Source organism: Paracoccus sp. (in: a-proteobacteria) (assembly GCF_030604785.1).
GTDB lineage: Bacteria > Pseudomonadota > Alphaproteobacteria > Rhodobacterales > Rhodobacteraceae > Paracoccus.
This window is the reverse complement of sequence record NZ_JAUVVF010000002.1, coordinates 1-22,587: the sequence shown is the minus strand read 5'-3', so window position 1 is coordinate 22,587 and position 22,587 is coordinate 1. Positions and strand designations below refer to the sequence as shown.

The 22,587-nt window shown below is 69.2% G+C and carries 26 protein-coding genes; 17 read left to right on the top strand and 9 right to left on the bottom strand.

Features of this window, described 5'->3' with window-relative positions:
• Nucleotides 1-13: 13 nt before the first annotated feature.
• The 3 genes from QAR72_RS00935 to accD all read right to left on the bottom strand — a co-directional run bounded on the left by QAR72_RS00935 (nucleotide 14) and on the right by accD (nucleotide 2,666).
• Nucleotides 14-379, bottom strand: a complete 366-nt coding sequence (locus QAR72_RS00935) for a DUF983 domain-containing protein (protein ID WP_304615480.1) — start codon at nucleotides 377-379, stop codon at nucleotides 14-16.
• A gap of 51 nt (nucleotides 380-430) precedes the next feature.
• On the bottom strand, nucleotides 431-1,699 hold the full coding sequence (locus QAR72_RS00930) for a bifunctional folylpolyglutamate synthase/dihydrofolate synthase (RefSeq protein WP_304615479.1): 1,269 nt from the start codon (nucleotides 1,697-1,699) through the stop codon (nucleotides 431-433).
• Nucleotides 1,700-1,763: 64 nt separating this feature from the next.
• A complete protein-coding gene (gene accD / locus QAR72_RS00925) occupies nucleotides 1,764-2,666 on the bottom strand; it encodes an acetyl-CoA carboxylase, carboxyltransferase subunit beta (RefSeq protein ID WP_304615478.1) in 903 nt (300 codons plus the stop codon).
• A gap of 87 nt (nucleotides 2,667-2,753) precedes the next feature.
• Here accD and cls point away from each other — a divergent pair, with 87 nt between their 5' ends.
• From cls to QAR72_RS00890, 7 genes are all read left to right on the top strand, one after another.
• A complete protein-coding gene (cls, locus tag QAR72_RS00920; RefSeq protein ID WP_304615477.1) occupies nucleotides 2,754-4,181 on the top strand; it encodes a cardiolipin synthase in 1,428 nt (475 codons plus the stop codon).
• A gap of 44 nt (nucleotides 4,182-4,225) precedes the next feature.
• The gene (locus QAR72_RS00915; RefSeq protein ID WP_304615476.1) at nucleotides 4,226-4,564 is read left to right on the top strand and encodes a 4a-hydroxytetrahydrobiopterin dehydratase; all 339 of its coding nucleotides are present in this window, start codon (nucleotides 4,226-4,228) and stop codon (nucleotides 4,562-4,564) included.
• A gap of 151 nt (nucleotides 4,565-4,715) precedes the next feature.
• Nucleotides 4,716-5,501 carry a DUF6478 family protein gene (locus QAR72_RS00910; protein ID WP_304615475.1) on the top strand — a complete coding sequence of 262 codons (786 nt, stop codon included), beginning with the start codon at nucleotides 4,716-4,718 and terminating at the stop codon, nucleotides 5,499-5,501.
• Nucleotides 5,502-5,508: 7 nt separating this feature from the next.
• Nucleotides 5,509-5,877 (top strand): hypothetical protein, encoded by a 369-nt coding sequence (locus tag QAR72_RS00905; protein WP_304615474.1) that lies wholly within the window; start codon nucleotides 5,509-5,511, stop codon nucleotides 5,875-5,877.
• A 149-nt stretch (nucleotides 5,878-6,026) separates the two neighbouring features.
• Complete coding sequence (locus tag QAR72_RS00900) at nucleotides 6,027-7,127, top strand: carboxynorspermidine decarboxylase (RefSeq protein WP_304615593.1); 1,101 nt, start codon at nucleotides 6,027-6,029, stop codon at nucleotides 7,125-7,127.
• Between the two features lie 36 nt (nucleotides 7,128-7,163).
• The gene (locus QAR72_RS00895) at nucleotides 7,164-8,390 is read left to right on the top strand and encodes a saccharopine dehydrogenase family protein (RefSeq protein WP_304615473.1); all 1,227 of its coding nucleotides are present in this window, start codon (nucleotides 7,164-7,166) and stop codon (nucleotides 8,388-8,390) included.
• Nucleotides 8,391-8,540: 150 nt separating this feature from the next.
• Nucleotides 8,541-9,725 carry an AI-2E family transporter gene (locus tag QAR72_RS00890; RefSeq protein ID WP_304615472.1) on the top strand — a complete coding sequence of 395 codons (1,185 nt, stop codon included), beginning with the start codon at nucleotides 8,541-8,543 and terminating at the stop codon, nucleotides 9,723-9,725.
• An 81-nt stretch (nucleotides 9,726-9,806) separates the two neighbouring features.
• On the opposite strand, the gene QAR72_RS00885 is transcribed toward QAR72_RS00890, so the two are convergent.
• Nucleotides 9,807-10,205, bottom strand: coding sequence for a pore-forming ESAT-6 family protein (locus QAR72_RS00885; protein WP_304615471.1), 399 nt, complete (start codon nucleotides 10,203-10,205; stop codon nucleotides 9,807-9,809).
• Between the two features lie 312 nt (nucleotides 10,206-10,517).
• On the opposite strand from QAR72_RS00885, the gene QAR72_RS00880 reads away from it, so the two are divergent.
• On the top strand, nucleotides 10,518-11,237 hold the full coding sequence (locus QAR72_RS00880; protein ID WP_304615470.1) for a hypothetical protein: 720 nt from the start codon (nucleotides 10,518-10,520) through the stop codon (nucleotides 11,235-11,237).
• Nucleotides 11,238-11,372: 135 nt separating this feature from the next.
• Here the strand turns inward: QAR72_RS00880 and msrA are convergent, their stop codons facing one another.
• From msrA to QAR72_RS00865, 3 genes are all read right to left on the bottom strand, one after another.
• Entirely contained in the window at nucleotides 11,373-11,879 is a 507-nt protein-coding gene (gene msrA, locus QAR72_RS00875) for a peptide-methionine (S)-S-oxide reductase MsrA (protein ID WP_304615469.1), read from the bottom strand.
• Nucleotides 11,872-12,321 (bottom strand): peptide-methionine (R)-S-oxide reductase MsrB, encoded by a 450-nt coding sequence (gene msrB / locus QAR72_RS00870; protein WP_304615468.1) that lies wholly within the window; start codon nucleotides 12,319-12,321, stop codon nucleotides 11,872-11,874. The genes msrA and msrB overlap by 8 nt, the downstream gene beginning before the upstream one ends.
• 95 nt (nucleotides 12,322-12,416) lie before the next feature.
• Nucleotides 12,417-13,385 carry an NAD(P)H-dependent flavin oxidoreductase gene (locus QAR72_RS00865; protein WP_304615467.1) on the bottom strand — a complete coding sequence of 323 codons (969 nt, stop codon included), beginning with the start codon at nucleotides 13,383-13,385 and terminating at the stop codon, nucleotides 12,417-12,419.
• A 146-nt stretch (nucleotides 13,386-13,531) separates the two neighbouring features.
• Between QAR72_RS00865 and QAR72_RS00860 the strand changes: the two genes are divergently transcribed.
• Nucleotides 13,532-14,473 carry an omptin family outer membrane protease gene (locus QAR72_RS00860; RefSeq protein WP_304615466.1) on the top strand — a complete coding sequence of 314 codons (942 nt, stop codon included), beginning with the start codon at nucleotides 13,532-13,534 and terminating at the stop codon, nucleotides 14,471-14,473.
• On the opposite strand, the gene QAR72_RS00855 is transcribed toward QAR72_RS00860, so the two are convergent.
• Entirely contained in the window at nucleotides 14,451-15,395 is a 945-nt protein-coding gene (locus QAR72_RS00855; protein ID WP_304615465.1) for a glycosyltransferase, read from the bottom strand. The two genes, QAR72_RS00860 and QAR72_RS00855, sit on opposite strands and share 23 nt — an antisense overlap.
• A gap of 154 nt (nucleotides 15,396-15,549) precedes the next feature.
• On the opposite strand from QAR72_RS00855, the gene QAR72_RS00850 reads away from it, so the two are divergent.
• From QAR72_RS00850 to truA, 5 genes are all read left to right on the top strand, one after another.
• Entirely contained in the window at nucleotides 15,550-15,795 is a 246-nt protein-coding gene (locus QAR72_RS00850) for a DUF4170 domain-containing protein (RefSeq protein ID WP_304615464.1), read from the top strand.
• Nucleotides 15,795-17,003 (top strand): 3-deoxy-D-manno-octulosonic acid transferase, encoded by a 1,209-nt coding sequence (locus QAR72_RS00845; protein ID WP_304615462.1) that lies wholly within the window; start codon nucleotides 15,795-15,797, stop codon nucleotides 17,001-17,003. The genes QAR72_RS00850 and QAR72_RS00845 overlap by 1 nt, the downstream gene beginning before the upstream one ends.
• 10 nt (nucleotides 17,004-17,013) lie before the next feature.
• A complete protein-coding gene (lpxK, locus tag QAR72_RS00840) occupies nucleotides 17,014-18,015 on the top strand; it encodes a tetraacyldisaccharide 4'-kinase (RefSeq protein WP_304615461.1) in 1,002 nt (333 codons plus the stop codon).
• A gap of 150 nt (nucleotides 18,016-18,165) precedes the next feature.
• Nucleotides 18,166-19,137: a 5-bromo-4-chloroindolyl phosphate hydrolysis family protein gene (locus QAR72_RS00835; protein WP_304615459.1), complete on the top strand. Its 972-nt coding sequence runs from the start codon at nucleotides 18,166-18,168 to the stop codon at nucleotides 19,135-19,137.
• Entirely contained in the window at nucleotides 19,137-19,919 is a 783-nt protein-coding gene (gene truA / locus QAR72_RS00830) for a tRNA pseudouridine(38-40) synthase TruA (RefSeq protein ID WP_304615458.1), read from the top strand. Before QAR72_RS00835 ends, truA begins: the two co-directional genes overlap by 1 nt.
• Nucleotides 19,920-19,980: 61 nt before the next feature.
• Here the strand turns inward: truA and QAR72_RS00825 are convergent, their stop codons facing one another.
• On the bottom strand, nucleotides 19,981-20,733 hold the full coding sequence (locus QAR72_RS00825; RefSeq protein ID WP_442953533.1) for a sugar transferase: 753 nt from the start codon (nucleotides 20,731-20,733) through the stop codon (nucleotides 19,981-19,983).
• A gap of 157 nt (nucleotides 20,734-20,890) precedes the next feature.
• Here QAR72_RS00825 and QAR72_RS00820 point away from each other — a divergent pair, with 157 nt between their 5' ends.
• The 3 genes from QAR72_RS00820 to tsaB all read left to right on the top strand — a co-directional run.
• Complete coding sequence (locus QAR72_RS00820; protein WP_304615457.1) at nucleotides 20,891-21,346, top strand: universal stress protein; 456 nt, start codon at nucleotides 20,891-20,893, stop codon at nucleotides 21,344-21,346.
• Between the two features lie 86 nt (nucleotides 21,347-21,432).
• Nucleotides 21,433-21,993 carry a NifU family protein gene (locus QAR72_RS00815; protein WP_304615456.1) on the top strand — a complete coding sequence of 187 codons (561 nt, stop codon included), beginning with the start codon at nucleotides 21,433-21,435 and terminating at the stop codon, nucleotides 21,991-21,993.
• On the top strand, nucleotides 21,986-22,587 hold a 602-nt coding region (gene tsaB / locus QAR72_RS00810), incomplete at its 3' end, for a tRNA (adenosine(37)-N6)-threonylcarbamoyltransferase complex dimerization subunit type 1 TsaB (RefSeq protein ID WP_304615454.1). The genes QAR72_RS00815 and tsaB, both read left to right, overlap by 8 nt.

Below are 22,587 nucleotides of genomic sequence, written 5' to 3'. Positions count from 1 at the left end.
CGGCCCTGTGCGTTCAGGCGCCGCGATCCTGTTCGTCCTTGGCCCACAGATAGCCGATGAAGGCGCCCTTGATCAGGCGCAGCATCGCCAGCGTGGCCACGGTCATGATGACGCTGACCACGATCAGCAGCGTGACCGGGTCCAGCCGCCAGATGGCCCAGATGAAGCCGATCACCGGGATCAGCAGCAAGAGCGCCGCCGTCATGGCGAAGAAGGCCGGGCCGTCCGCCGCCGGATAGCGGCCAAGCGGGGCGCGGCAATGCGGGCATTCGGCATTCACGGTCAGAAAGCCACGCAGCAACTGCCCCTCGCCGCAATTGGGGCAGCGATTGGCAAGGCCGCGCATCACGGCCTGACGGCTGTCACGGATTTCGGTCATCGGGCACCTCCTCGGGACGCAACAAACGGCAGGCCGAAGGGTTGCGCGGTTTCAGCCATTCTCGCGCAGGACGCGACCGGCCAGATAGAGCGAGCCGCAGATCAGGATGCGCGCCTGCGGCTCGGCTGCGGCCAGCGCGCGGATCGCCGTGGCGGCATCGGGCGCGGTCGTCGCGGCAATGCCGCTGTCGGTCGCGTGGCGCGCGGTCTCGGAGGCGGGCAGGGTGTTCGGCTCGCCGGGAATGTCGATGGCGGTCAGGCTGGCGGCATGGGCGGCCAAGGGGCGCAGATAGCCCGAGACATCCTTTGTGTTCAGCATGCCGCAGACCAGATGCGTGGGGCGCGGCGGCATGGCGGCCAGGGTCGCTGCCAGCGCCTCGCCGCCCGCAGGGTTGTGGCCGCCATCGAGCCACAATTCGGCCTGGCCCGCCAGATCGACCAGCGGGCCGCGCGTCAGGCGCTGCATCCGGGCGGGCCATTCCGCGCGCGTCACGGCGGCGCGGGCCTGCGCCTCGGTCGCACCAAGCGCGCGCAGGGCGGCCAGTGCGGTGCCGGCATTCTGGATCTGGTGCGGCCCGATCAGGTTCGGCAGGGGCAGGTCCCACAGGCCGTGATCGTCCTGAAACACCATCCCGTCGCGGTCGGGCTGGATCATCCAGTGCTGGCCATGCGCGATGATCGGCGCGGTCAGGCCCATGGCGCGGGCCTCGATCACGCGCAGCCCCTCTTCGGATTGCGGGGCGACGATGACGGGCACGCGGGGCTTGATGATGCCCGCCTTTTCCCCCGCGATCAGGGCGACGGTCTCGCCCAGATATTGCTGGTGATCCAGCGAGACAGGCGTGATCACGGTCAGGCGCGGGTCTGTGATCACGTTCGTCGCGTCAAGACGCCCGCCCAGCCCGACCTCGAGCAGGGTGTAATCGGCGGGGACGCGCGAAAAGGCCAGGAAGGCGGCGGCGGTCGTGATCTCGAAGAAGGTGATCGGCTGGCCGTCATTGGCGGCCTCGCATTCCTCCAGCGTGGCCGCCAGCAGATCCTCTGAGATCAGCTCGCCCGCAAGACGGATGCGTTCGTGGAAGAAGGCCAGATGCGGCGAGGTATAGGCATGGACGCGCGCGCCCCCGGCTTCCAGCCCCGCGCGGATCATCGCCAGCGTGCTGCCCTTGCCGTTGGTGCCCGCGATGTGGATCGCGGGCGGGATCCGGCGCTCGGGGTTGCCAAGCGCGGCCAGGATGCGGTGCATCCGGTCCAGCGACAGGTCGATGATCTTGGGGTGCAGCGCCATCAGGCGCGACAGGATCTGGTCGGATCGGCTCATGGCACGCGGCCCTGTAAGGAGAAGAGCGCCGGGGGCCAGCCCCCGGACCCCGGATGGTGAAGGATCAGGCCTCGGCCGGGGCCGGTTCCGGGGCGGGCAGGTCGGCGCGGGTGGGCGCGGGCTGGCCGGTCAGCATCCGCAGGATCGAGATCAGCTCGTCGCGCAGCGCCTTGCGGTGGGTCACGCGGTCAAGCATCCCGTGCTCCAGCAGGTATTCGGCGCGCTGGAAGCCCTCGGGCAGCTTCTCGCGGATGGTCTGCTCGATCACGCGGGGGCCCGCGAAGCAGATCAGCGCGTTGGGCTCGGCGATCTGGATGTCGCCCAGCATGGCGTAGCTGGCCGTCACGCCGCCCGTGGTCGGGTGGGTCAGCACGACGATATAGGGAATGCCCGCTTCCTTCAGCATCTCGACCGCGACGGTGGTGCGCGGCATCTGCATCAGAGACAGGATCCCCTCCTGCATCCGGGCGCCGCCCGCCGCCGAAAAGAGGACCAGCGGCTTGCCGGTCTGCACGGCGCGTTCGGCGGCCGCGATGATCGCGTTGCCGACATACATGCCCATCGATCCGCCCATGAAGCTGAAATCCTGGCCCACGGCGATCAGGGGGGTGCGGCCGATCTCGCCCTCGGCGACCAGCATGGCCTCTTTCTCGCCGGTGGTCTTCTGCGCGGCCTTCATCCGGTCGGGATATTTCTTCTGGTCGCGGAAATGCAGCGGATCGGTGATCGGCTCGGGGACCTTGACCTCGACGAAGGCGCCGCCGTCGAACAGCGCGGCAAAGCGCGCCCTCGGCGTGATCGCCATGTGGTGGTCGCAATTCGTGCAGACGTTCAGGTTGTCGCTGAGTTCGCGGTGGAACAGCATGGTCCCGCATTCGGGGCATTTCGTCCACAGGTTCTCGGGCACTTCGCGCCGCGAGAACAGCGAGTTGATGCGCGGGCGGACGTAGTTCGTGATCCAGTTCATCGCGGGCGACCTTGGCTGTTTCAGCGCCCCAGATAGGGCGGAAGGCGGGGAATTGCAATTGCCGGGGTCCGCGCGGATGATGCGCGCATGTGGGCCAGCCTGTTCTTCGTGATGCATACCACCCTGTCGCTGGCCATCGTGGCCCGCGTGCTGCTGCGCCCCAGAGTCGAGCCGTCGATCCGGCTGGCCTGGATCATGGTGATCGAGGCCGTGCCGCTGATCGGCATCGTCGCCTATCTGCTGTTCGGCGAGGTCAGGATGCGGCAGGCCGATGTGCAGCGCATGGCCGATGCCCGCGACCGCCTGACCGGCCTGCGCGGGCAAAGCCCCTGGATCGCCGTCGAGCCGCCCGATGCCGTGCGCCCGGTCATGGCCGCCAATGCCGCCGTGGGGGGGATGCCCGCCCTGTCGGGCAACCGGCTGCGGCTGCTGGAGGAGTCGGATGCCGCCATCGACCGGCTGGTCGAGGCGATCGACGCGGCGCGCGATCACGTCCATGTGCTGTTCTACATCTGGCTGCCCGATGCCAGCGGCACCAAGATCGCCGAGGCCGTGATCCGCGCCGAGGCGCGCGGCGTCGAGTGCCGTGTGATCGTGGATGCGCTCGGCTCGCGCGCGCTGGTGCGGTCGGATCTGTGGGAGCGGATGAGCCAGGCCGGTGCGGAATGCGTCACGGCCTTTCCGATCGGACTGCCCTTCATCAGCATGCTGTTCCAGCGGCTGGACCTGCGCAACCACCGCAAGATCCTGGTGATCGACAACAGCGTGGCCTTCACCGGCAGCCGCAACTGCGCCGACATGGCCTTTGCGATCAAGCCCCGCCACGCGCCCTGGGTCGATATCCTCGTCTCGGTCGAGGGGCCGGTCGTGCGGCAGTTGCAGGCCGTCTTTCTGGGCGACTGGATGAGCTATACGGGCCGCGATCTGGGCCACATGCTGCAACCGGTGGAACCCGTCGCCGCGCCGGGCAAGCTGGCGCAGGTGGTGGCCACGGGGCCGGACCTGCGCGCGGGCAGCGTATCGGATTGCCTGTCCGGGATGCTGCACCAGGCGCGCGAGCGGGTCGTGATCACCACGCCCTATTACGTGCCCGACGCGGCGCTGGATGCCGCGATCCGGGCCGCGGCGCGGCGGGGTGTGCAGGTCACGATGATCCTGCCCGCGCGCAATGACAGTCTGATCGTCGGCGCGACCAGTCAGGGCTTCTATGATGGGCTGCTGGCGGCGGGGGTGCAGCTGATGCTGTTCGAACGCGGCCTGCTGCATTCCAAGATCATGACCGTGGACGGGCGGATGGCGATGATCGGCAGCGCCAATCTGGACCGCCGCAGCTTCGAGCTGAACTACGAGGTGAATATGGGCGTCTTCGACCCCGACTTCATCGCGGCGCTGGACCAGCGGCAGGCAAGCTATGCGGCGCGATCGCGGGCGCTGACGCTGGAAGAGGTCCGCGGCTGGAGCGCGGCGCGGCGGCTGCGCAACAACCTGCTGGCCATCGCATCGCCGCTGCTGTGACCCGACGCGGGCAGGGCTTGCGCCGCAGAGGGCCAGAGGGCCAGATGGGGCCAGCCGAACAGGAGGATGCGATGCCGACAGGCGAGGATGCAGAGAACCGCCCCCTTGCGGATGACGAGATCGACCGGAAGCTGGCCGCGCTGGAGGGCTGGGTCCGGTCTTCCGACGGGCGCCGGATCAGCCGCCGTTTCGCCTTCAAGGGCTTTGCCCCTGCCGTCGAGATGGCCAATCTGGCCGCCTGGCTGGGCAACCGGCACAACCACCATCCCGACATCGCCTTTGGCTGGGGCTATTGCGAAGTCAGCTTCACCACGCATGACGCTGGCGGTCTGACGGGCAGGGATCTGGCCTCGGCGGCGGCTTTGAACGCGCTGGTCGCCTGAGCGGCGGCCTGAGCCTTGCCGAGTGGCGCCCCGCGCACTATCCCCATGGAGGTGACGAGGCGGCATGGCCAGAGGCGGGGCGAATCGGCCCGCGCTGCCGGTGGTGGCGTCCGGGCGTGTGTCTGTCTGCGATTCGAGGGTTTTTCGGTTCATGAGACGTCTGGAACACAACTGGCTGTCGCGGCGGATCAGACGCCGCGCCGCGCTGCACTGGAACGCGATCCTCGCATCGCTGCAGCATGACGACCGGCCCCTGCGGGACAGCACCCGCGACGAGGCGCTTGGCCTGCATGCCGTTCTGGGGCGGCTTCTGCACCGGTCCGAGGCCGCGATCACCGCCGCGCGCGGATCGCTGGCGCGCATGGTCCTGCCGGCGGGAACCGACTGGCGCTGGCGGCCGCAGGTGCTGCAGGCGCGGATCGACCACCGCTCGCTGGTGGCCCCGCAAAGCGGCGCCTGGCTTTCGCCGGAAGTGTCGCTGTATCACGATTGCCCCGACCGCGCCCTGATCCTGCGCCAGCGTCGCAACCGCCGGACCACCGACCTGACCGATTACGCGCTGGTGCTGGAGGTGCTGGGCTTCCGGGGCAGCTACCTGTCCTATTCGCTCGGCCTGCCCCCCGAGGCGGTCAGCGATCTGGCGGGCTATCATATCATCCGGCTGGACGCGCTGATCGAGGCCGAGCGGCCGATCACGCTTTATGCGCGGCTGAACATCCAGCAGGGCCCGAACACCGAGACGATGCTGCGCAAGATGGGCGACGACGTTCAGGGCAAGGGCGGGCGCCGCGTGATCGAATTCGATCTGGGCTATGCCGAGCTTTCGGCGCGCAAGGTCGACAAGGCCTGGATCGACCTGATCCTGGAAGCGCCCGCAATGAACGCCGTGACGCTGCGCGACATCGTCCTGTCGCGCCATCCCCGCGCCCAGATGTGAGGAACAGATGATGCTGCAATTCGAAAGCCACGGTGTCAGGGGCGGAACATGGCGCGGCCGGCTGTCGGGCGGCGCGGCGCCCGAGCGGGTGATCCTGTCCCATCACGGCGAGACCCTGGCCGAGGCCACGCTGACCCCCGACGGCGAGGGCTGGCAGGTCGAGGTCGATCTGCCGGGCACGGTCGTCTCGGACGGGGTGCAGACGCTGATGCTGCTGGCCGAGACGGGCAGCGAGCCGGCCCTGACGCTGGCGCGGCTGGCGCTCTTGGCGGGGCGCCCGCTCGAGGACGATCTGCTGGCCGAGATCGCGGCCCTGCGCGCCGAACTGGAACTGGTCAAGCGCGAGCTGCGAAAGATGGCGCAACCGCAGGGTTGAAGGCCGCTTTCTCGACGCAGGGACGGGGCCGCGCCGCGTCACCGGTCTGTCATGGTTTCTTGCGAAAAGCGGGGCCGGTCTTTATATCGCGGTTTCCGCCGCTTCGTGATGACCGCCCGGCCGCCCGACAAGAAGGTTCGCCCATGACCCTGCCGCAGACGCCCCATTACCTGATCGACCTTGCCCGGCTGCGCGCGAATATGGACAAGATCGCCCATCTGCGCGAGGCGTCGGGCGCCAAGGCGCTGCTGGCGCTGAAATGCTTCGCCACCTGGTCGGTCTTTGACCACATGCGCGATTTCATGGACGGCACGACCTCGTCGTCGCTCTACGAATTGCGGCTGGGGCGCGAGACCTTCGGCAAGGAGACCCACGCCTATTCCGTCGCCTGGGCCGATCACGAGATCGACGAGGCGATCGGCTATGCCGACAAGATCATCTTCAACAGCCTGGGCCAGCTTGACCGCTTTTCGGACCGCGCAGAGGCGGCGGGGATCGCGGCCGGGCTGCGGCTGAACCCGCGCTTTTCCACCTCGGGCTTCGATCTGGCGGACCCGGCGCGGCCCTTCTCGCGGCTTGGGGAATGGGACATGGCGCGGCTGGAACAGGCGCTGGACCGCATCAGCGGCGTGATGATCCACTACAATTGCGAGAACGCGGATTTCGACCTGTTCGACCGCCAGCTGACCCGGATCGAGGATGAGTTCGGCGCCCTTCTGCACCGGCTGGACTGGGTCTCGCTTGGGGGCGGCATCCACTTCACCGGCGAGGGCTACCCGCTGGACCGTCTGGCCGCGCGGCTGCGTGCCTTCCAGGACCGGTTCGGCGTGCAGGCCTATCTGGAACCGGGCGAGGCCAGCATCACCGAGACGACCACGCTCGAGGTCAGCGTGCTGGACATCATCGACAACGGCAAGCAGGTCGCCATCGTGGACAGCTCGACCGAGGCGCATATGCTGGACCTGCTGATCTATCGCCAGGATGCCAAGCTGCCCGACGAGGGGCCGCACGAATACCAGATCGCCGGCAAGACCTGCCTTGCGGGCGATATCTTCGGCACCGCGCGCATGGCCCGGCCCCTCGAGGTGGGCGATCGCGTCAGCATCCGCGACGCGGCGGGCTACACGATGGTCAAGAAGAACTGGTTCAACGGCGTGGCCATGCCCGCCATCGCCCACCGGCATGAGGACGGAACGATCCGCACCGTCCGCAGCTTCGACTATGACGATTACAAGGCCAGCCTTTCCTGACGGCCTCCCATCCTCTGCCACCTGAAGGAGACAGAATTGGCGAAGAAGAACGTGCTCATCATCGGTGCGGGCGGCGTGGCGCAGGTCACGGCCCACAAGGTTGCGCAATGGTCGGCCGAGTTCGGCGACCTGCATATCGCCAACCGCACGCAGGCCAAGGCCGATGCGATCATCGACAGCCTGCGCGACAAGGGCCATCAGATGCCCTTTGCCAGCCACGCGCTGGACGCGATGGATGCAGGCGCGGTCGAGGCGCTGATCCGTCAGGTTGACGCGAAGATCGTCATCAATGTGGGCACGGCCTTCATCAACATGACCGTGCTGGAAGGCTGCATCCGCGCGGGCGCGGCGTATATCGACACCGCGATCCACGAGGATCCCTCGAAGATCTGCGAGACGCCGCCCTGGTATGCCAATTACGAATGGAAGCGGCGCGAGGATGTGGCGGCGGCCGGCATCACCGCCGTCCTCGGCGCGGGTTTCGATCCGGGCGTGGTGAACGCCTATGCCCGTCTGGCCGAGGACGAGTATTTCGACAAGATCGACAGCATCGACATCGTGGACATCAACGCCGGCAGCCATGGCCGCTGGTTCGCCACGAATTTCGACCCCGAGATCAACTTCCGCGAGTTCACCGGCACCGTCTATTCGTGGCAGGGCGGCGAATGGAAGACCAACAAGATGTTCGAGGTCGGCCGCGAATGGGACCTGCCCGTCGTCGGCAAGCGCACCGCCTATCTGTCGGGCCATGACGAGGTTCACAGCCTTGCCGCGCGCTATCCCGATGCGGATGTCCGCTTCTGGATGGGCTTTGGCGAGCATTACATCAACGTGTTCACGGTTCTTCAGAACCTCGGCCTGCTGTCCGAGCAGCCCGTCACCACCGCCGAGGGGCTGGAGGTCGTGCCGCTCAAGGTCGTCAAGGCGGTCCTGCCCGACCCGGCCAGCCTTGCCCCCGATTACGAGGGCAAGACCTGCATCGGCGATCTGGTGAAAGGCACACGCGACGGCCAGCCCGCCGAGGTGTTCATCTACAACGTCGCCGACCACAAGGAGGCCTTCCTCGAGGTCGGCAGCCAGGGGATCAGCTACACGGCGGGCGTGCCGCCGGTCGCCGCCGCCATCCTGATCGCGCGCGGGCCCTGGGACGTGAAGAAGATGGCCAATGTCGAGGAACTGCCCGCGCGGCCCTTCCTTGAACTTCTGGGCGAGATGGGCCTGCCCACCCGCGTGATCGACGCCCGGGGCGATCGCCCGATCTGATCCCGGGCGCAAGCGCCGACCACCGCATCCGCAGGCGGGCCGGAACAACCGGCCCGCCTGTTGCGTTCGGGGCGCGTATCTCGGGTGCAATCCAGCCGCCCGTGTCGGGGGGACAGCATGGCCGGTCCGGGGGGACACCATTTTCCGCGCATGGCGCAGGGCTCGGCTCGCCGGGCGAACTGGGCGATCATCGGCATCTTTCTGGTGCTGGCCTTCGCGGCCGTCGCGGCGGCGCGCGAATTCCTGATGCCCGTCACGATGGCGGTCCTGCTGTTCTTCGTCTTCACGCCCCTGCGGCGCCTGGCGCAGAGACGTGGCATCCCCGACGGGGTCACGGCGCTTGGCGTCACGCTGTCGATCCTGCTTGTGGTCAGCGTCATCGCCTATGCGGCCAGCGGCCCGATCTCGCGCGCGATGAACAACATGCCGCTGATCAGCGCCCAGCTTGAACAGAAGTTCGAAAGCCTCCGCGACAGCGTCAGCGACCTGCGCGACGCCGCCCAACGCATCGAGAATGTCGGCACCGAAACCGAACTGCCCGCCACGATCCGCATCGAGCAGGGCGGTGAGACCACGCTTGGCATGGTGGTGAAATCGGCGCCGCTGCTGCTGGGCCAGATCATGTTCACGCTGGTCCTGCTGTTCTTCATGATGGCATCGGGCGACCTGCTCTATCTCAAGATCGTGCAGAGCTTCGACCGCCTGCGCGACAAGCGCGCCGCCTATCTGGCCCTGCGCGAGATCGAGGGATCGCTTGGCAATTACCTCGGAGCGATCACGCTGATCAATGCCGGGCTGGGTATGGCGGTGGGTCTGGCCATGTGGGCTTGGGGGATGCCCGCGCCGCTTCTGTTCGGCATCGGCGCCTTCGTGCTGAACTTCATCCCCTATCTCGGCTCGATCGCGGGGGTGATCATCTCGACGCTGGTCGCCTTGATCGTGATGCCCGACCTCTTCTGGCCTTTGATGGTCGGGCTGACCTATCTGGGCCTGACCACCCTCGAGGGGCAGATCATCACGCCCTATTTCGTCTCGCGCCGGCTGCAGATGAACACGGTGGTCGTGTTCCTGGCGGTGGCGCTCTGGGCCTGGCTCTGGTCGGTTATCGGCATGGTGATCGCGGTGCCGGTCCTCGTGGTCATGCGGGTGCTGGCCGAACATATCCCCGGATGGGAGAAGTTCGGCAATTTCCTCGCCGGCGAGGCGCCCCCCGCCCTGGAGGACGAGACCGAGGAAGAGGCCCGCGATCTGATCGAGGCCGGCGCCACGGCCGAGGATCACGACGCCGCCCGCGCCGCGACCGCCCCCCTTGTCCGCGACAATCCCGAAGCCTGAACGACACGATCCTGAAACGACAGACGGGCCGGTTCCTGCGAACCGGCCCGTCCCCTGTGATGCCCCGAGAGGCGCGCCTCGTCAGCCCGCAGGCAGCGAGGCGCCGACCTCGTTCACGGCGGTCTCGATCTCCTGGCAGGTGCCTTCGACCGTGCCGCCCTGTCCCGCGACCGCCTCGGCCAGCGTGATCTGCGTGTCGCCGATGGCAATGACGCCCTCGGTCCCGCGCGCTTCGGCGGCGTCGCCCGCGGCGGCGTCCCCGGCGGGGATCATGCCGACCAGCCGGGTCTGCACGGCCACGGCCTCGTCGCCGGTAAAGCCCTGCGCCTGGCAGTATTTCAGGATGCCCAGCTGGTTGCGCGCGGCCTCATAGGTGGCTGCGGCATCGACCGCCGCGCCCTCGGGGGCCGCGGCTTCCTGCGCCAGGGCAGCAGGCGCCGTCAGGCTGACACCCAGAACCAGTGCGATATGGCGGATCATGCGAATTTCTCCTTTTCCGTCATCCATGCGCCGATAAGCGCAGAGCCAAGCTAAGCCTGACGAATGGCGATTACCCGACCTCGTGCCGCTTTCGCGCCGAAACGGCGAAAGCTTGCCTGATCGCGCCCTGACAGGCCCCTCCGATCGGCGGGTTCCCACCAAGGCACCCCCGGACGGCCCGTCGGCCCCTCACGTCCGGGCAACAAGCCGTGACCGTGCAGCTGAGGCCACCTATGCGGCGGCCGGCGCGAATGAACCCGGCGCGTTCCTGCGTGTTGTAGGGGCCAATGCCAACGCAACAGGAGACATCCAATGCTGAATGCCAAGATGAAATCCGCCCTCGTCGCCGGCAAGGCCGCCGTGATCGCCACGCTGCTGGGCGGCGCCGCCTATGCCCAGGTGAATGTCGAGACGCCCGCCGGCAACAGCGTCGCCGTCCCCGAAACCGCGCTGGAAGGCCAGGCCCCCGTCGCCACGACCGCCGGCACCGGCTACGAGACGCTGGCCCAGGACGCCAATGACGAGGCGATCCGCAACGCGCTCGAATCGCAGGGCTTCGCCAATGTCCTGATCACCCGTGACGGCACGACCCTCACCGTGACCGCCGACCGCGAGGGCGAGATGGTCGAACTGGTCTACAGCACCGCGACCGGCCGCCTGATCACGGTGGACGGCGTCCCGGTCGGCCCCGACGAAGCCGATTTCGTCGTGGTTGACGAGCCCGGCACCCTGCCCGCCGAACCGGGCCAGCCCGTCGACACGGTCGGCAACGGCGAACCGGCCGTCCAGCCCGGCGTTGGCGGCACCCAGCCCGGCCTGCCCGGCGAGACGGATGGCGGCGAACCCGAAGCGACGCCCGACACCGGCGGCAACCTGACCGCGCCGGACGCGACCCAGCCCGGCCTGCCCGGCGAAACCGAGGGCGGCGAGCCTGATGCCGACATCGGCACCGATCTCGGCGATCCCGGCGCCGCCGACGGCGAGGACGCGGCCGATGTCGAAGGCATCGCGGATACCGACGGTCAGGACTGACCGCGCATCCCCTGATGCAGAAGGCCGGGCGCAAGCCCGGCCTTTTTCATGCGCACATCCCATCTTTGCCTTGGTCCAAATATCCCGGGGTCCGGGGCAGAGCCCCGGCGGTCGCGGGACGCACAAGGCCGGTCGCTACTCTGCGGCCTCGCGGCGGGGCAGAACCCAGTCCGGGCGCGGGAAATGGCAGGTATAACCGTTCGGAAACCGCTCCAGGTAATCCTGATGCTCGGGCTCGGCCTCCCAGAAATCGCCGACCGGCTCGACCTCGGTGACGACCTTTCCGGGCCACAGCCCCGAAGCATCCACATCCGCGATCACATCCGCCGCCACCTGCCGCTGCGCCTCGTTCACGAAATAGATCGCCGAGCGGTAGCTGGGCCCGATATCGTTGCCCTGCCGGTTCGGCGTCGTCGGGTCGTGGATCTGGAAGAAGAATTCCAGCAACCGGCGATAGGTCAGCAGGTCCGGGTCGAACATGATCTCGATCCCCTCGGCATGGGTGCCGTGATTGCGATAGGTCGCGTTCGCCACATCGCCCCCGGTATAGCCCACCCGGGTCGAGATGACGCCGGGCAGCCGCCGGATCAGATCCTGCATCCCCCAGAAACAGCCCCCGGCCAGTACCGCGCGCTCAGCCATGATGGGCCTCCTCGACCTGCGACAGGTAGGCGCCGTAACCCTCGGCCTCCATCCGGTCCTTCGGCACGAACCGCAGCGAGGCCGAATTGATGCAATAGCGCAGCCCGCCCGCCTCGCGCGGACCGTCGGGGAAGACATGGCCCAGATGGCTGTCGCCATGCTTCGACCGCACCTCGATGCGCACCATGCCATGGCTCGTGTCGCGATGCTCGGTCACGTTGTCCGTGACGGGCTTGGTGAAGGCCGGCCAGCCGCAGCCCGAATTGTATTTCGCGCTGCTGGCGAAGAGCGGCTCGCCCGAGACGATGTCCACATAAAGGCCGGGTTCGAAATGATGATCGTATTCGCCGGTAAAGGCGCGTTCGGTGCCGTTCTCTTGGGTGACGCGATACTGTTCCGGCGTCAGCCGGTCGATCGCCTCCTGCGTCCTGCGATAGCTCAACGGATCCTCCACGGGTGATCTGGCTTGCGGTCCCCTATATGGGAACCGCGCCGCGCCCGCGAAAGGATGACGCCGCATTCATCAATCGCAAGGCGCTAAAGCGCCGCAACTCCGGCCCGGGCGGCGCGGTATTCGGCCTCCAGCCGGTCGACCAGCGCCGCGGCGGGCTCGACCGCCTTGACCGCGCCGATGCCCTGACCCGCGCCCCAGATCGTGGACCAGGCCTTGGGCTTGCCCGCGCCCGCGCCGAAATTCATCGCGCTGGCATCGGCCGCGCCCAGATTGTCGGGGTCCAGCCCCGCATTGCGGATCGAGGGCGCGAGGTAATTCCCCGAAACCCCGGTGAACAGCGACGAGGTGACGATGTCCATCGCTCCCGAATCCACGATCATCTGCTTGTATTCGGGCTGGGCATTCGCCTCGGCCGTGGCGATGAAGGGGCTGCCGATATAGGCCAGATCCGCGCCCATGATCTGGGCCGCCAGCACCGCGCGGCCGGTGGCGATGGAGCCTGACAGCAGCAGCGGCCCGTCGAACCATTCGCGGATCTCCTGGATCAGGGCAAAGGGCGATTGCGGCCCGGCATGACCGCCCGCGCCGGCGGCGACCGCGATCAGCCCGTCGGCGCCCTTCTCGATGGCTTTCTTGGCAAAGACGTTGTTGATCACGTCATGCAGGGCGATGCCGCCGCAATCATGGGCGGCCTGGTTCACCTCGACCCGCGCGCCGAGCGAGGTGATCCAGATCGGCACCTTGTGGCGGTGGCAGATCTCGATGTCGCGCTCCAGCCGGGCATTGCTGCGATGGACGATCTGGTTCACCGCAAAGGGCGCGGCAGGCCGGTCGGGATTCGCCTGATTGTGGCGGTCCAGTTCCTCGGTGATGCGGGTCAGCCAGGCCTCCAGCAGGGGCGGCTCGCCCTCCTTTTCGCGGGCGTTCAGGGCCGGAAAGCTGCCGACGACGCCCGCCTTGCACTGGGCGATGACCAGTTCCGGCCCCGAGACGATGAACATGGGCGAGGCGACGACGGGAATGCGAAGCCGTTTCAGGATATCGGGCAGCATCTGGTTCCTCCCTAGCTTTCGCCGGACGATGCCAATCGCGCCCCCGCGCGACAAGGTGTAACGCAGCGACACGCCCGCCCCGCAAGATTGTGGCGCGACGGTCGGCGCGGCGCTAGACAGGGAAGGTATTTCAACGAGGTCCTGCCATGATCCGGCGCTTTACCGTTCCAGCCGCCCTGTCCCTTGCCCTGTCCCTCTCGCTGTCCCTGTGGTTCCCGGCGCCTGCCGCTCGGGCCACCACGCTGGATGTCGGTCTGGGCTACAGCCGCATCCTGGCCGACGAGCTGGTCTATGACGGGCCGGACCGGATCAGCCGCCTGACCTGGGACAGCCGCGTCCCGGTGGTGCAGATCGGGCTTGGCCACGACCTGCCGCAGGGATGGCGGCTGGGCGGGCGCGCGGTGGTGGCCCTGGGCGGGGGCGGGTTCATGGCCGATTACGACTGGCTTGAACCCTTCGCGACGGGCAGCGCGCTGGACGACTGGTCGCACCGGTCCCTGCACCCCGAAACGCGGCTGCGCAACCATGTCGATATCGACCTGACGATCGGGCGCGATGTGGGGCAGGTGGCGGGGGCGACGATCAGCCTGCATGGCGGGCTGAAATACAGCCAGGCCTCGTGGCGGTCCTGGGGCGGGTCGTTCACCTATTCCTTCGATGGCTTCCGCGACGCCGAGTTCGACCTGCCCGAGGATGTCCGCGCCATCGACTACCTGCAGCGCCACAAGGCGGTCTTTGCCGGGATCGAGGCGCACCGCGACATGGCGGGCTGGCAGATGTCGGGCCTGCTGCGCGCCGGTGTCAGCGTCCAGCCGCGCGAGGTCGACATCCACTGGCTGCGCGACCTGCGCTTTGACCATTCCATCGACGCGCAGCCCTATCTGGGTCTGGGCCTCGGCGCGCATAGGGCGATAGAAGAGGACACTGTCCTGTCCTTCGAGGCCGGCTGGCAGCGCTTCTTCGAACGACGCGGCGATGCGCGGATCAGCGACACGCTCGATGGCAGCCTGATCCAGCTGGACCCTGACAGCATCGCCGGAGAGATGACGATCACCCGTCTCGCCGTCAGCCTTCAGCGCCGGTTCTGAGGCGTCCCGCCGCCGCCGACAGGACCAGAGCCGCCGTTCCCGCGCGGGTCTGGCGGTAAAGGCCCGCCGCCAGCAATGCGCGCGCCGCGCGCGGGCCGGGCAGGGTCTGCATCCGGCGGCACCGGGCCAGCGTCTCGCGCGTCTCGGGGCTCATCCCGGCCTCCAGCGGGGCGAGGGCGCGCAGGTTGGCCTTCATCCAATGCCCGAATTCACCCCGCATCAGCTGCGCCAGACGGCTCTGCAGCGCGGGCAGGGTGTCGTTGCGCCCGACCGTGCTGCGCGGATGCTGGCGATAGAGCAGCGCGGGCCGGGGATCGTGGATCAGCCTTGCGCCATGGGCCGCCATGACCTGATAGGCCCACCAATCATGCGAGATGACGCCCGCCGCCAGCGCATGCGGCGCCGCCTCGCGCAAAAGCCGCGCGGCATCCGCGCTGAAGACCGAGGCATTGCCCGCCATCACCGCCTGAACCAGCGCGTTGCGCAGGCCAAGCGGGCGCGGAAAGCGGCGCGAGCCGCAGATCGGCCGAAGCGTCTCATCCGCGATGATCGTGCGCGCGGCGTAATGGACCGGCCCGGCATCGCCCGCCATTACCTCGGCCGCGCGGGCCAGCTTGTCGGGGAACCACAGATCGTCCTGGTCGCAAAAGGCGATGGCCGCGCCATCGTGGGCATGGGCCAGCGCGGTCAGGAAATTCGCCGTCGGTCCCTGCCGCGGCCCCTCGATCACGCGGACCCGGCCCGGCGGCTGGCCGGCGGCGAAATCCGCCACCACGGCCAGCGTGTCGTCGCGCGATCCGTCATCCGAGACGATCAGCGACCAGTCGCGCCAGCTCTGCGCGGCGATCGAATGCAGCTGCTGCCCGATATGGGCGCCGCCCTGATAGCTGGCCAGAAGGATGGCGATATGCGGGCTGGTCATGAATGGCTCCGTTCTGCGGCTCTTTTCGCCGCTCGGGGCAGGGGGGGCAAGGCCCCGGCGCCTGTCCGGCCGAACAGCGCGGGCGGGAAACCGCTTCATCTTGCTGCGCCGCCGCGTTAGGTTGCGCCCGTTCGCGCCAATCCAATGAGGTCCCATGAGCCAGCGTCTGCACCTTGTCTTCGGCGGGGAATTGACCGACCCGCAAAGCACCCAGTTCCGCGATACCGACAACATCCACATCGTCGGCATCTTCCCCAATTACGAAACCGCCTTTGCCGCCTGGAAGGCCGAGGCGCAGCGCACCGTCGACAGCGCCCATACCCGCTATTTCATCGCGCATCTGCACCGCCTGCGCGACGAGAAGCGCGAGGTCAGCCCGACCGAGGAACTGGGCGGCTGATGTCCGCCTCGGGGCTGGAAAGCGGCCTCGGACAGCTTGGCCTCTGGCTGCATCTGCGCGGCCGGGGGGCGGGCGGGTCCGGGCTGCCTCCGGTCCCTCCGGGTGCGGGGCCTGCCATCGTCGTCCATGTCGCCCCCGAGGCCGAGCATGCCGAACGGCAGGTTCTGCGCCGCATGGTGACGCTGCGCCCCGATCTCAGGATCATCCGCCTGCCGACCCCGGCGGCGGGGCTGGCCGATCCGGGCGACGACCCGGCCCTGATGCGGCAATTGCTGGACACGGCCCGCCCGCAGGCGTTGCTGCTGCTTGGCGCGGGCCTGCCCGTCGCGCTGATCGCCGCCGCCGCCGAACGCGAGATCCCCGTGATCCTGGCCGAGGCACGGCTGGACCCGCAGCGCAGCGCCTCGGGCTGGAACCTGCGGCAGGCGCTGCGCCGCCAGATGCTGCGCGGCATGGCGCGCGTGCTTGTCACCGACCCCGCCAGCGAGGCCGCCGCTCTCAGGATCGGCGTCTCGCGCGAGCGGCTGGACATGACCGGCCCTGTCACCGACATCCGCGAGCCCCTGCATTGCAGCGAGGCCGAGCGCGAGGCCCTGGCCGATCTGATGGATGGCCGCCACGCCTGGTTCGCCGCCGGCCTGCCCCCGTCCGAGGAACAGGCCGTGCTGGCCGCGCACGAGGCCGTTCTGCACCATTCCCACCGCGCGCTGCTGATCATCGCCCCCGGCGATCCGGGCCGTGCCCTCGCCTTCGCCGAACGGGCCGAGGCGATGGGCATGGCCGTCGCCCGCCGCGCGCTGGACGAGGAACCCGAACCCGAGATCCAGGTCCTCGTGACCGAGGGCATGACCGAGATGGGCCTGTGGTATCGGCTGGCGCCGGTCAGCTTCATGGGCGGCACCCTGTCGGGCGACCTGGCCGCCACGCGCCACCCGTTCGAGGCGGCGGCCCTGGGCTCGGCCGTCGTCCACGGGCCGCGGATCGACCGGCACCCGACCGAATGGCAGCAGCTGGACCGCGCCGGCGCCGCCCGCGCCGTCTCGGGCGCCGAGGGGCTGGCGCAGGCCATGGTCGATCTGACCTCGGCGGAACTGGCCGCCACTCTGGCGCATAATGCCTGGGCGGTCAGCACCGGCGGCGCCGATGTCGCCATCCGCATCGCCGACCGCCTGTTCGAGGCCCTGTCGCAGGAAAGCACCCTTCCGTGAAGCCATCCGCATGAGACGCGCCCCCGCCTTCTGGTTCATCCGCCCGCCCGTCCTGCGCGCGCGCCTGCTGGCGCCGCTTGGCGCGCTCTATGCCCGTGCGACGGCGCGGCGGCTGGCGGGGGGCGCGCGGGCGCGCGTCGGCGTGCCGGTGATCTGCGTGGGCAACCTGAATGCGGGCGGCACCGGCAAGACGCCGACGGTGATCCATCTGCACATGGCGCTGGCGGCGCGCGGGGTGGCGGCGCATGTCGTCTCGCGCGGGTATGGCGGCACGGCGACCGGGCCGATGCAGGTCGATGAACGCCGCCACGACGCCGCCCTGACCGGGGACGAGCCGCTGCTGATGGCCGCCTTCGGCCCGGTCTGGGTCTCGCGCGACCGGCTGGCGGGGGCGCGGGCGGCAGTGCAGGCCGGGGCGCAGGCGATCCTTCTGGATGACGGCTTTCAGGATCCGGCGCTGGCGCATGACCTGTCGCTGGTCGTGGTCGATGCGGCCAAGGGCTTCGGCAACGGCCTCTGCCTGCCGGCCGGCCCCTTGCGCGAACCCGTCGCCACGGGGCTGGCGCGCGCCGATCTGCTGGTCTCGATCGGGCCGGATGCCGCGCAGGCGGGCTTTGCCACGCCCGAGGCCGCGCCCCCCCATATCCGGGCCGAGCTGCGCCCCCTTCAGATGGGGTTCGACTGGCGCGGCCACCGGGTGCTGGCCTTTGCCGGGATCGGCCACCCCGAGAAGTTCTTCGCCACCCTGCGCGCGCTTGGCGCCGATCTGGTCCGGGCCGAGGCGCTGGAGGATCACCAGCCCTTCACCCCGGCCCTCTTGACCCGGCTGGAGACCGAGGCCCGCCTGACCCGCGCCCAGCTTGTCACCACCGACAAGGATGCCGCCCGCCTGCCGCGCGCCTTCCGCCCCAAGGTCATGGCGCTGCCCGTGCGGCTGCATCTGCACGATTCCGCCCCGCTGGATCAGGCGCTGGCGCGGCTCTTTCCGCCCGCCGGACCGGGCGGCGTTTGAAATCCGGGCCGCGATGCCCGATATAGGGCGGACGCCCCCGGGCCCGCCATGAAGGAGCAGAGAATGTCCCGCACCGCCCGCCAGAGGCTCAGTTTCTATCTGCTGGTGCTGCTGACGCTTTACGCCGGCTTCGCGGGCTGAGGGCGGATCATGGCGCAACGCTTCTCTGGCCGCTTCTCGCCCAATGCCTCGCCGCGCGGCGCGCCCGGCGCGCTGCCCCCCACGCCGCGCCACCCGCATGAGGGGCGCCCGAAATGGGTGACGATCGCGGCCTTTCCGATGGTGCTGGGCGCGTTCTTCCAGAACGCCACCGGCATGGTCACCGACCTCGCGGCCTTTGGTCTGGTCGCCACCGGCATGTGGATGACGCGCGAAGGGCTGGTGGCGCAGGCCGCCTATGAGGCCCGCCGCGTCGCCCGCGCGCCAGCCCTGCCGCGCAAGCTGATCGGCGGGCTGATGGCGGGGTCCGGTCTGGGTCTGGCCGTGCTGACCCCCGGCCTGACGCTGGACGCGGCGCTTGTCGGCGCGGCCGGGGTCGCGGTGCATCTGCTGGCCTTCGGTCCAGACCCGATGCGCGACAAGCGGGCCGAGGGGGCGGACAGCTTCCAGCAGGACCGCGCCGCCCGCATGATCGCCGAGGCCGAGGGATACCTGTCGGAGATGCGCGCCGCTATCGAGCGGCTGGGCGATCGCCGCCTGACCGCCCGGATCGGCATGTTCGAGGCCGCCGTCCATCACCTGTTCGACCGGCTGCGGGAAAACCCCGGCGGGCTGTCCTCGGCCCGGCGCTATCTGGGCGTCTATCTGATGGGGGCGCGCGATGCCTCGGTCCGCTTCGCCGATCTTCAGGCGGTGCGGCAGGACCCGGCCGTCCGCGCCAGCTACGAGGCGTTTCTGGACGAATTGCAGCGCGACTTCCTGGCCCGCGCCGACAAGCTGATGGATGGCGACCGCGAGGCGCTGGACATCGAGATGTCGGTCCTGCGCGAACGCCTGGCCCGCGAGGGGCTGACCGGCGCCGCAACGGCGCTGGCCCCCGAGGACCGCCCCGCCCTGCAAAGCCAGGAGGCGCAGACGCTGGACCAGCTTCTGTCGCGCCGCGAAAGGACGCCGCGCGCCTGATGCCCCGCTACGCGTTCAAGGTGGAATATGACGGCACGCCCTTCGCCGGGTGGCAGGCGCAGGCCGACCGCCCCTCGGTCCAGGGCGCCATCGAGGCCGCGCTGGCGCGGCTCGATCCCGGTTTCGCGGCCGGGGCGCGGATCGCGGCGGCGGGACGCACCGATGCGGGCGTCCATGCCACGGGGCAGGTCGCCCATGCCGATCTGGTCCGCGACTGGGACCCGTTCCGTCTGGCCGAGGCGCTGAACTGGCATCTCAAGCCCCAGCCCGTGGCGATCCTGACGGCAGCGCGGGTCGATGACGATTTCCACGCCCGCTTTTCCGCGACCGAGCGGCGCTACCTGTTCCGCCTGCTGGCGCGTCGGGCGCCCGCGACCCATGACCGGGGGCTGGTCTGGCAGGTGCAGAACCCGCTGGATCTGGGCGCGATGCGGCAGGGCGCGGCGCATCTGGTGGGCGCGCATGATTTCACGACCTTCCGGTCCTCGATCTGTCAGGCGAAAAGCCCGCTGAAGACGCTGGACGAGATCACGATTGACGAGATCCCCGTCCCGCAGGGGCGCGAATACCGCTTTTCGCTGCGCGCGCGGTCCTTCCTGCACAATCAGGTGCGATCCATCGTCGGCACGCTGGAACGGGTCGGCGCGGGGTCATGGCCGCCCGAGCGCGTGGCCGAGGCGCTGGCGGCGCGCGACCGTGCGGCCTGCGGGCCGGTCTGCCCGCCGCAGGGCCTCTATCTGACGGGTGTCAGCTATCCGGCTGATCCCTTCGCCGGCCCGTGACTTCGCCACTCCGTGATTTCGCCGGCCCTTGGCGGGGGGATTCGCGCGTCGTGCGGGTCGCCTAGCGGCGGCCTCGGCGGCGCGGGCGCTCGTCGCGGCGCGAGACGACGATCTTGAGCGTGGTCCACAGAATCCACAGATCCAGCCCCATGCTGCGATGGCGCTGATAGATCAGGTCGATCTTCAGCTTGGCGGGCAGGCAGCGCCGGTAATAGGCTGCCTCGGTCGCGGCCGCGGACTTGCAGCCCGCCAGGATCCGGTCCTCGTGGCGGTGATAGATCAGCGTGGCCAGACCCGTCACGCCGGGACGCGAATGCAGCACCTGACCATAGACGGCGGGGAAACGCTCGACATATTCGCGCAAGGGGGGGCGGGGGCCGACAAAGCTCATGTCGCCGCGCAGGATGTTGAAAAGCTGCGGCAATTCGTCGATGCGCGACCGGCGCAGGACGCGGCCGATCCGGGTGATCCGCCAATGCTTGTGCGCGCCGGTGGCCCCGCCATCCTCGTCCGAGGCGATCATGGTGCGGAACTTCAGCTGCGTGAAGGGCTGGTTCGGCCCGCGCATCCGGTGCGCCCGGTAAAGGATCGGACGCCCCTGCGCGACCAGCAGCAGACCGGCCACGACCAGCATCACCAGGGACAGCGGAACCAGCAGGATCAGGGCAAAGGCGATGTCGAAGGCGCGCTTGGATCGCGGCATGGGATCGACGCCCGGCGCCGTGGCCTCGCCGATGAACCACGCCATCCGGGGAGAGGTCAGGGCCGCCAGCTGCGCGGAATCGGTCTTGTCCCAGTCATGGTGGATCGTCACGAAACCGCCCGCTGTCTGCCATGCTCTTGTCGGCGCTAGCATATCCGCAAGGGAATGGAAACCGCCGGACGCCAGGTTGCGCAATCACTTGCACGTGCATGGCACATCCGCCACTCTTGCGGGCAATCGAGCATCACAAAAGACGGGACAAGTCGCCATGCGGAAATTTCTGGTGCTGCTGGACGACAGCCGCGAATGCCTGAACGCGATGCGTTTCGCGGCCATGCGCGCGGCCAATAGCGGCGGCGGGGTCGTCATCCTGTCGGTCATCCCCCCCGAAGAGATCCAGCACGGCTTCGGCGTGGCCGAGGTGATGCGCGCCGAGGCCCGCGAGCGGATCGAGGCGCATTTCGAGGTCTTTGCCAAATGGATGCGCTCGCGCCCCAAGGTCGAGCCGCAGCTCGTCATCCGCGAAGGCGACGTGGCCGAACAGCTTCTGTCGCTGATCGACGAGGATGGCGAGATCGGCATCGTCGTCCTGGGCCTCAGCACCGAGGGCAGCGCCCAGAACCCGGTGCTGAACCGGCTGATGCGCGACCCTGCGGCGCTGCCCTGCCCGATCACCGTCGTGCCTTCGGGATTGTCCAAGGAACGGCTGGAAGCCATCACCTGACGGCCCCGTCGCAGCGCGCCGCGGCCCCGCGCGCGGCTTGACCCGAGGGCGCCGGATCGCCATATCGGCGTCAAAGGAGCGCCGCCATGTTCATCCAGACCGAGACCACGCCGAACCCCGCCACCCTGAAATTCCTGCCCGGCGAAACCGTGCTGGGCAGCGGCACCGCCGATTTCCCCTCGGCCGATGCGGCCTCGGCATCGCCGCTGGCCCGCCGCATCTTTGCGGTCGACGGCGTGTCCGGGGTGTTTCTGGGCCGCGATTTCGTCACCGTGACCAAGGTCGACGGGGTCCAGTGGGATCATCTGAAGCCCTCGGTCCTGGGCGCCATCATGGAGCATTTCCAGTCGGGCGCCCCGGCGCTGGACGAGGGCGGGGCCGAGGCGGGCGGCCATGCCAGCCATGACGGCCCCGATTCCGAGATCGTGGTCCAGATCAAGGAATTGCTGGATACGCGCGTCCGCCCGGCGGTGGCGCAGGATGGCGGCGACATCACGTTCCACGGCTTTGACCGGGGGATCGTCTATCTGCACATGCAGGGCGCCTGCGCGGGCTGCCCGTCCTCGACGCTGACGCTGAAGATGGGGATCGAGAACCTGTTGCGTCACTACATTCCCGAAGTGCTGGAGGTGCGCCCGGTTGCCTGACCGCGTCACCTTGGGCTTCGACACATCGGCCGCGCATTGCGCGGCCGCTTTGCTGCGCGGCGACGTCGTTCTGGCGGCGCGGCACGAGGCGATGGCCAAGGGCCAGGCCGAACGGCTGATGCCCATGCTCGAGGAGGTTCTGGCCGAGGCCGGGCTGGGCTGGGGCGATCTGGACGTGATCGGCGTCGGCGTCGGGCCGGGGAATTTCACCGGAATCCGGGTGGCGGTGGCGGCGGCGCGCGGACTGGCCCTGTCGCTTGGCGTCCCGGCGGTGGGCGTGACGGCGACCGAGGCGGCTGCCTTCGGGCTGCCGCGCCCCTGCCGCGTCGTGCTGGAGTGGCGCGGCGGCGCATTGATCTGGCAGGATTTCGACGCCGAGGCGAAAACCGCATCGCCCGGACCGGACGGGGGCAGCCGGCCGCGGCAAGCCGCGGCCGGCGCGCTGCCGCCCGGCCCCGCGCCGGCTGCGCCGGCGTTACCGCGGGCCGAGGCGGGGGCGCATCTGGCCGCCCGCGCGGCCGACCGCCCGGCCCTGCCGCGCCCGGCCCCCTGCGATCTGCGCCCGGCCGCCGCCGCGCCCGCCCGCGCTCCGGC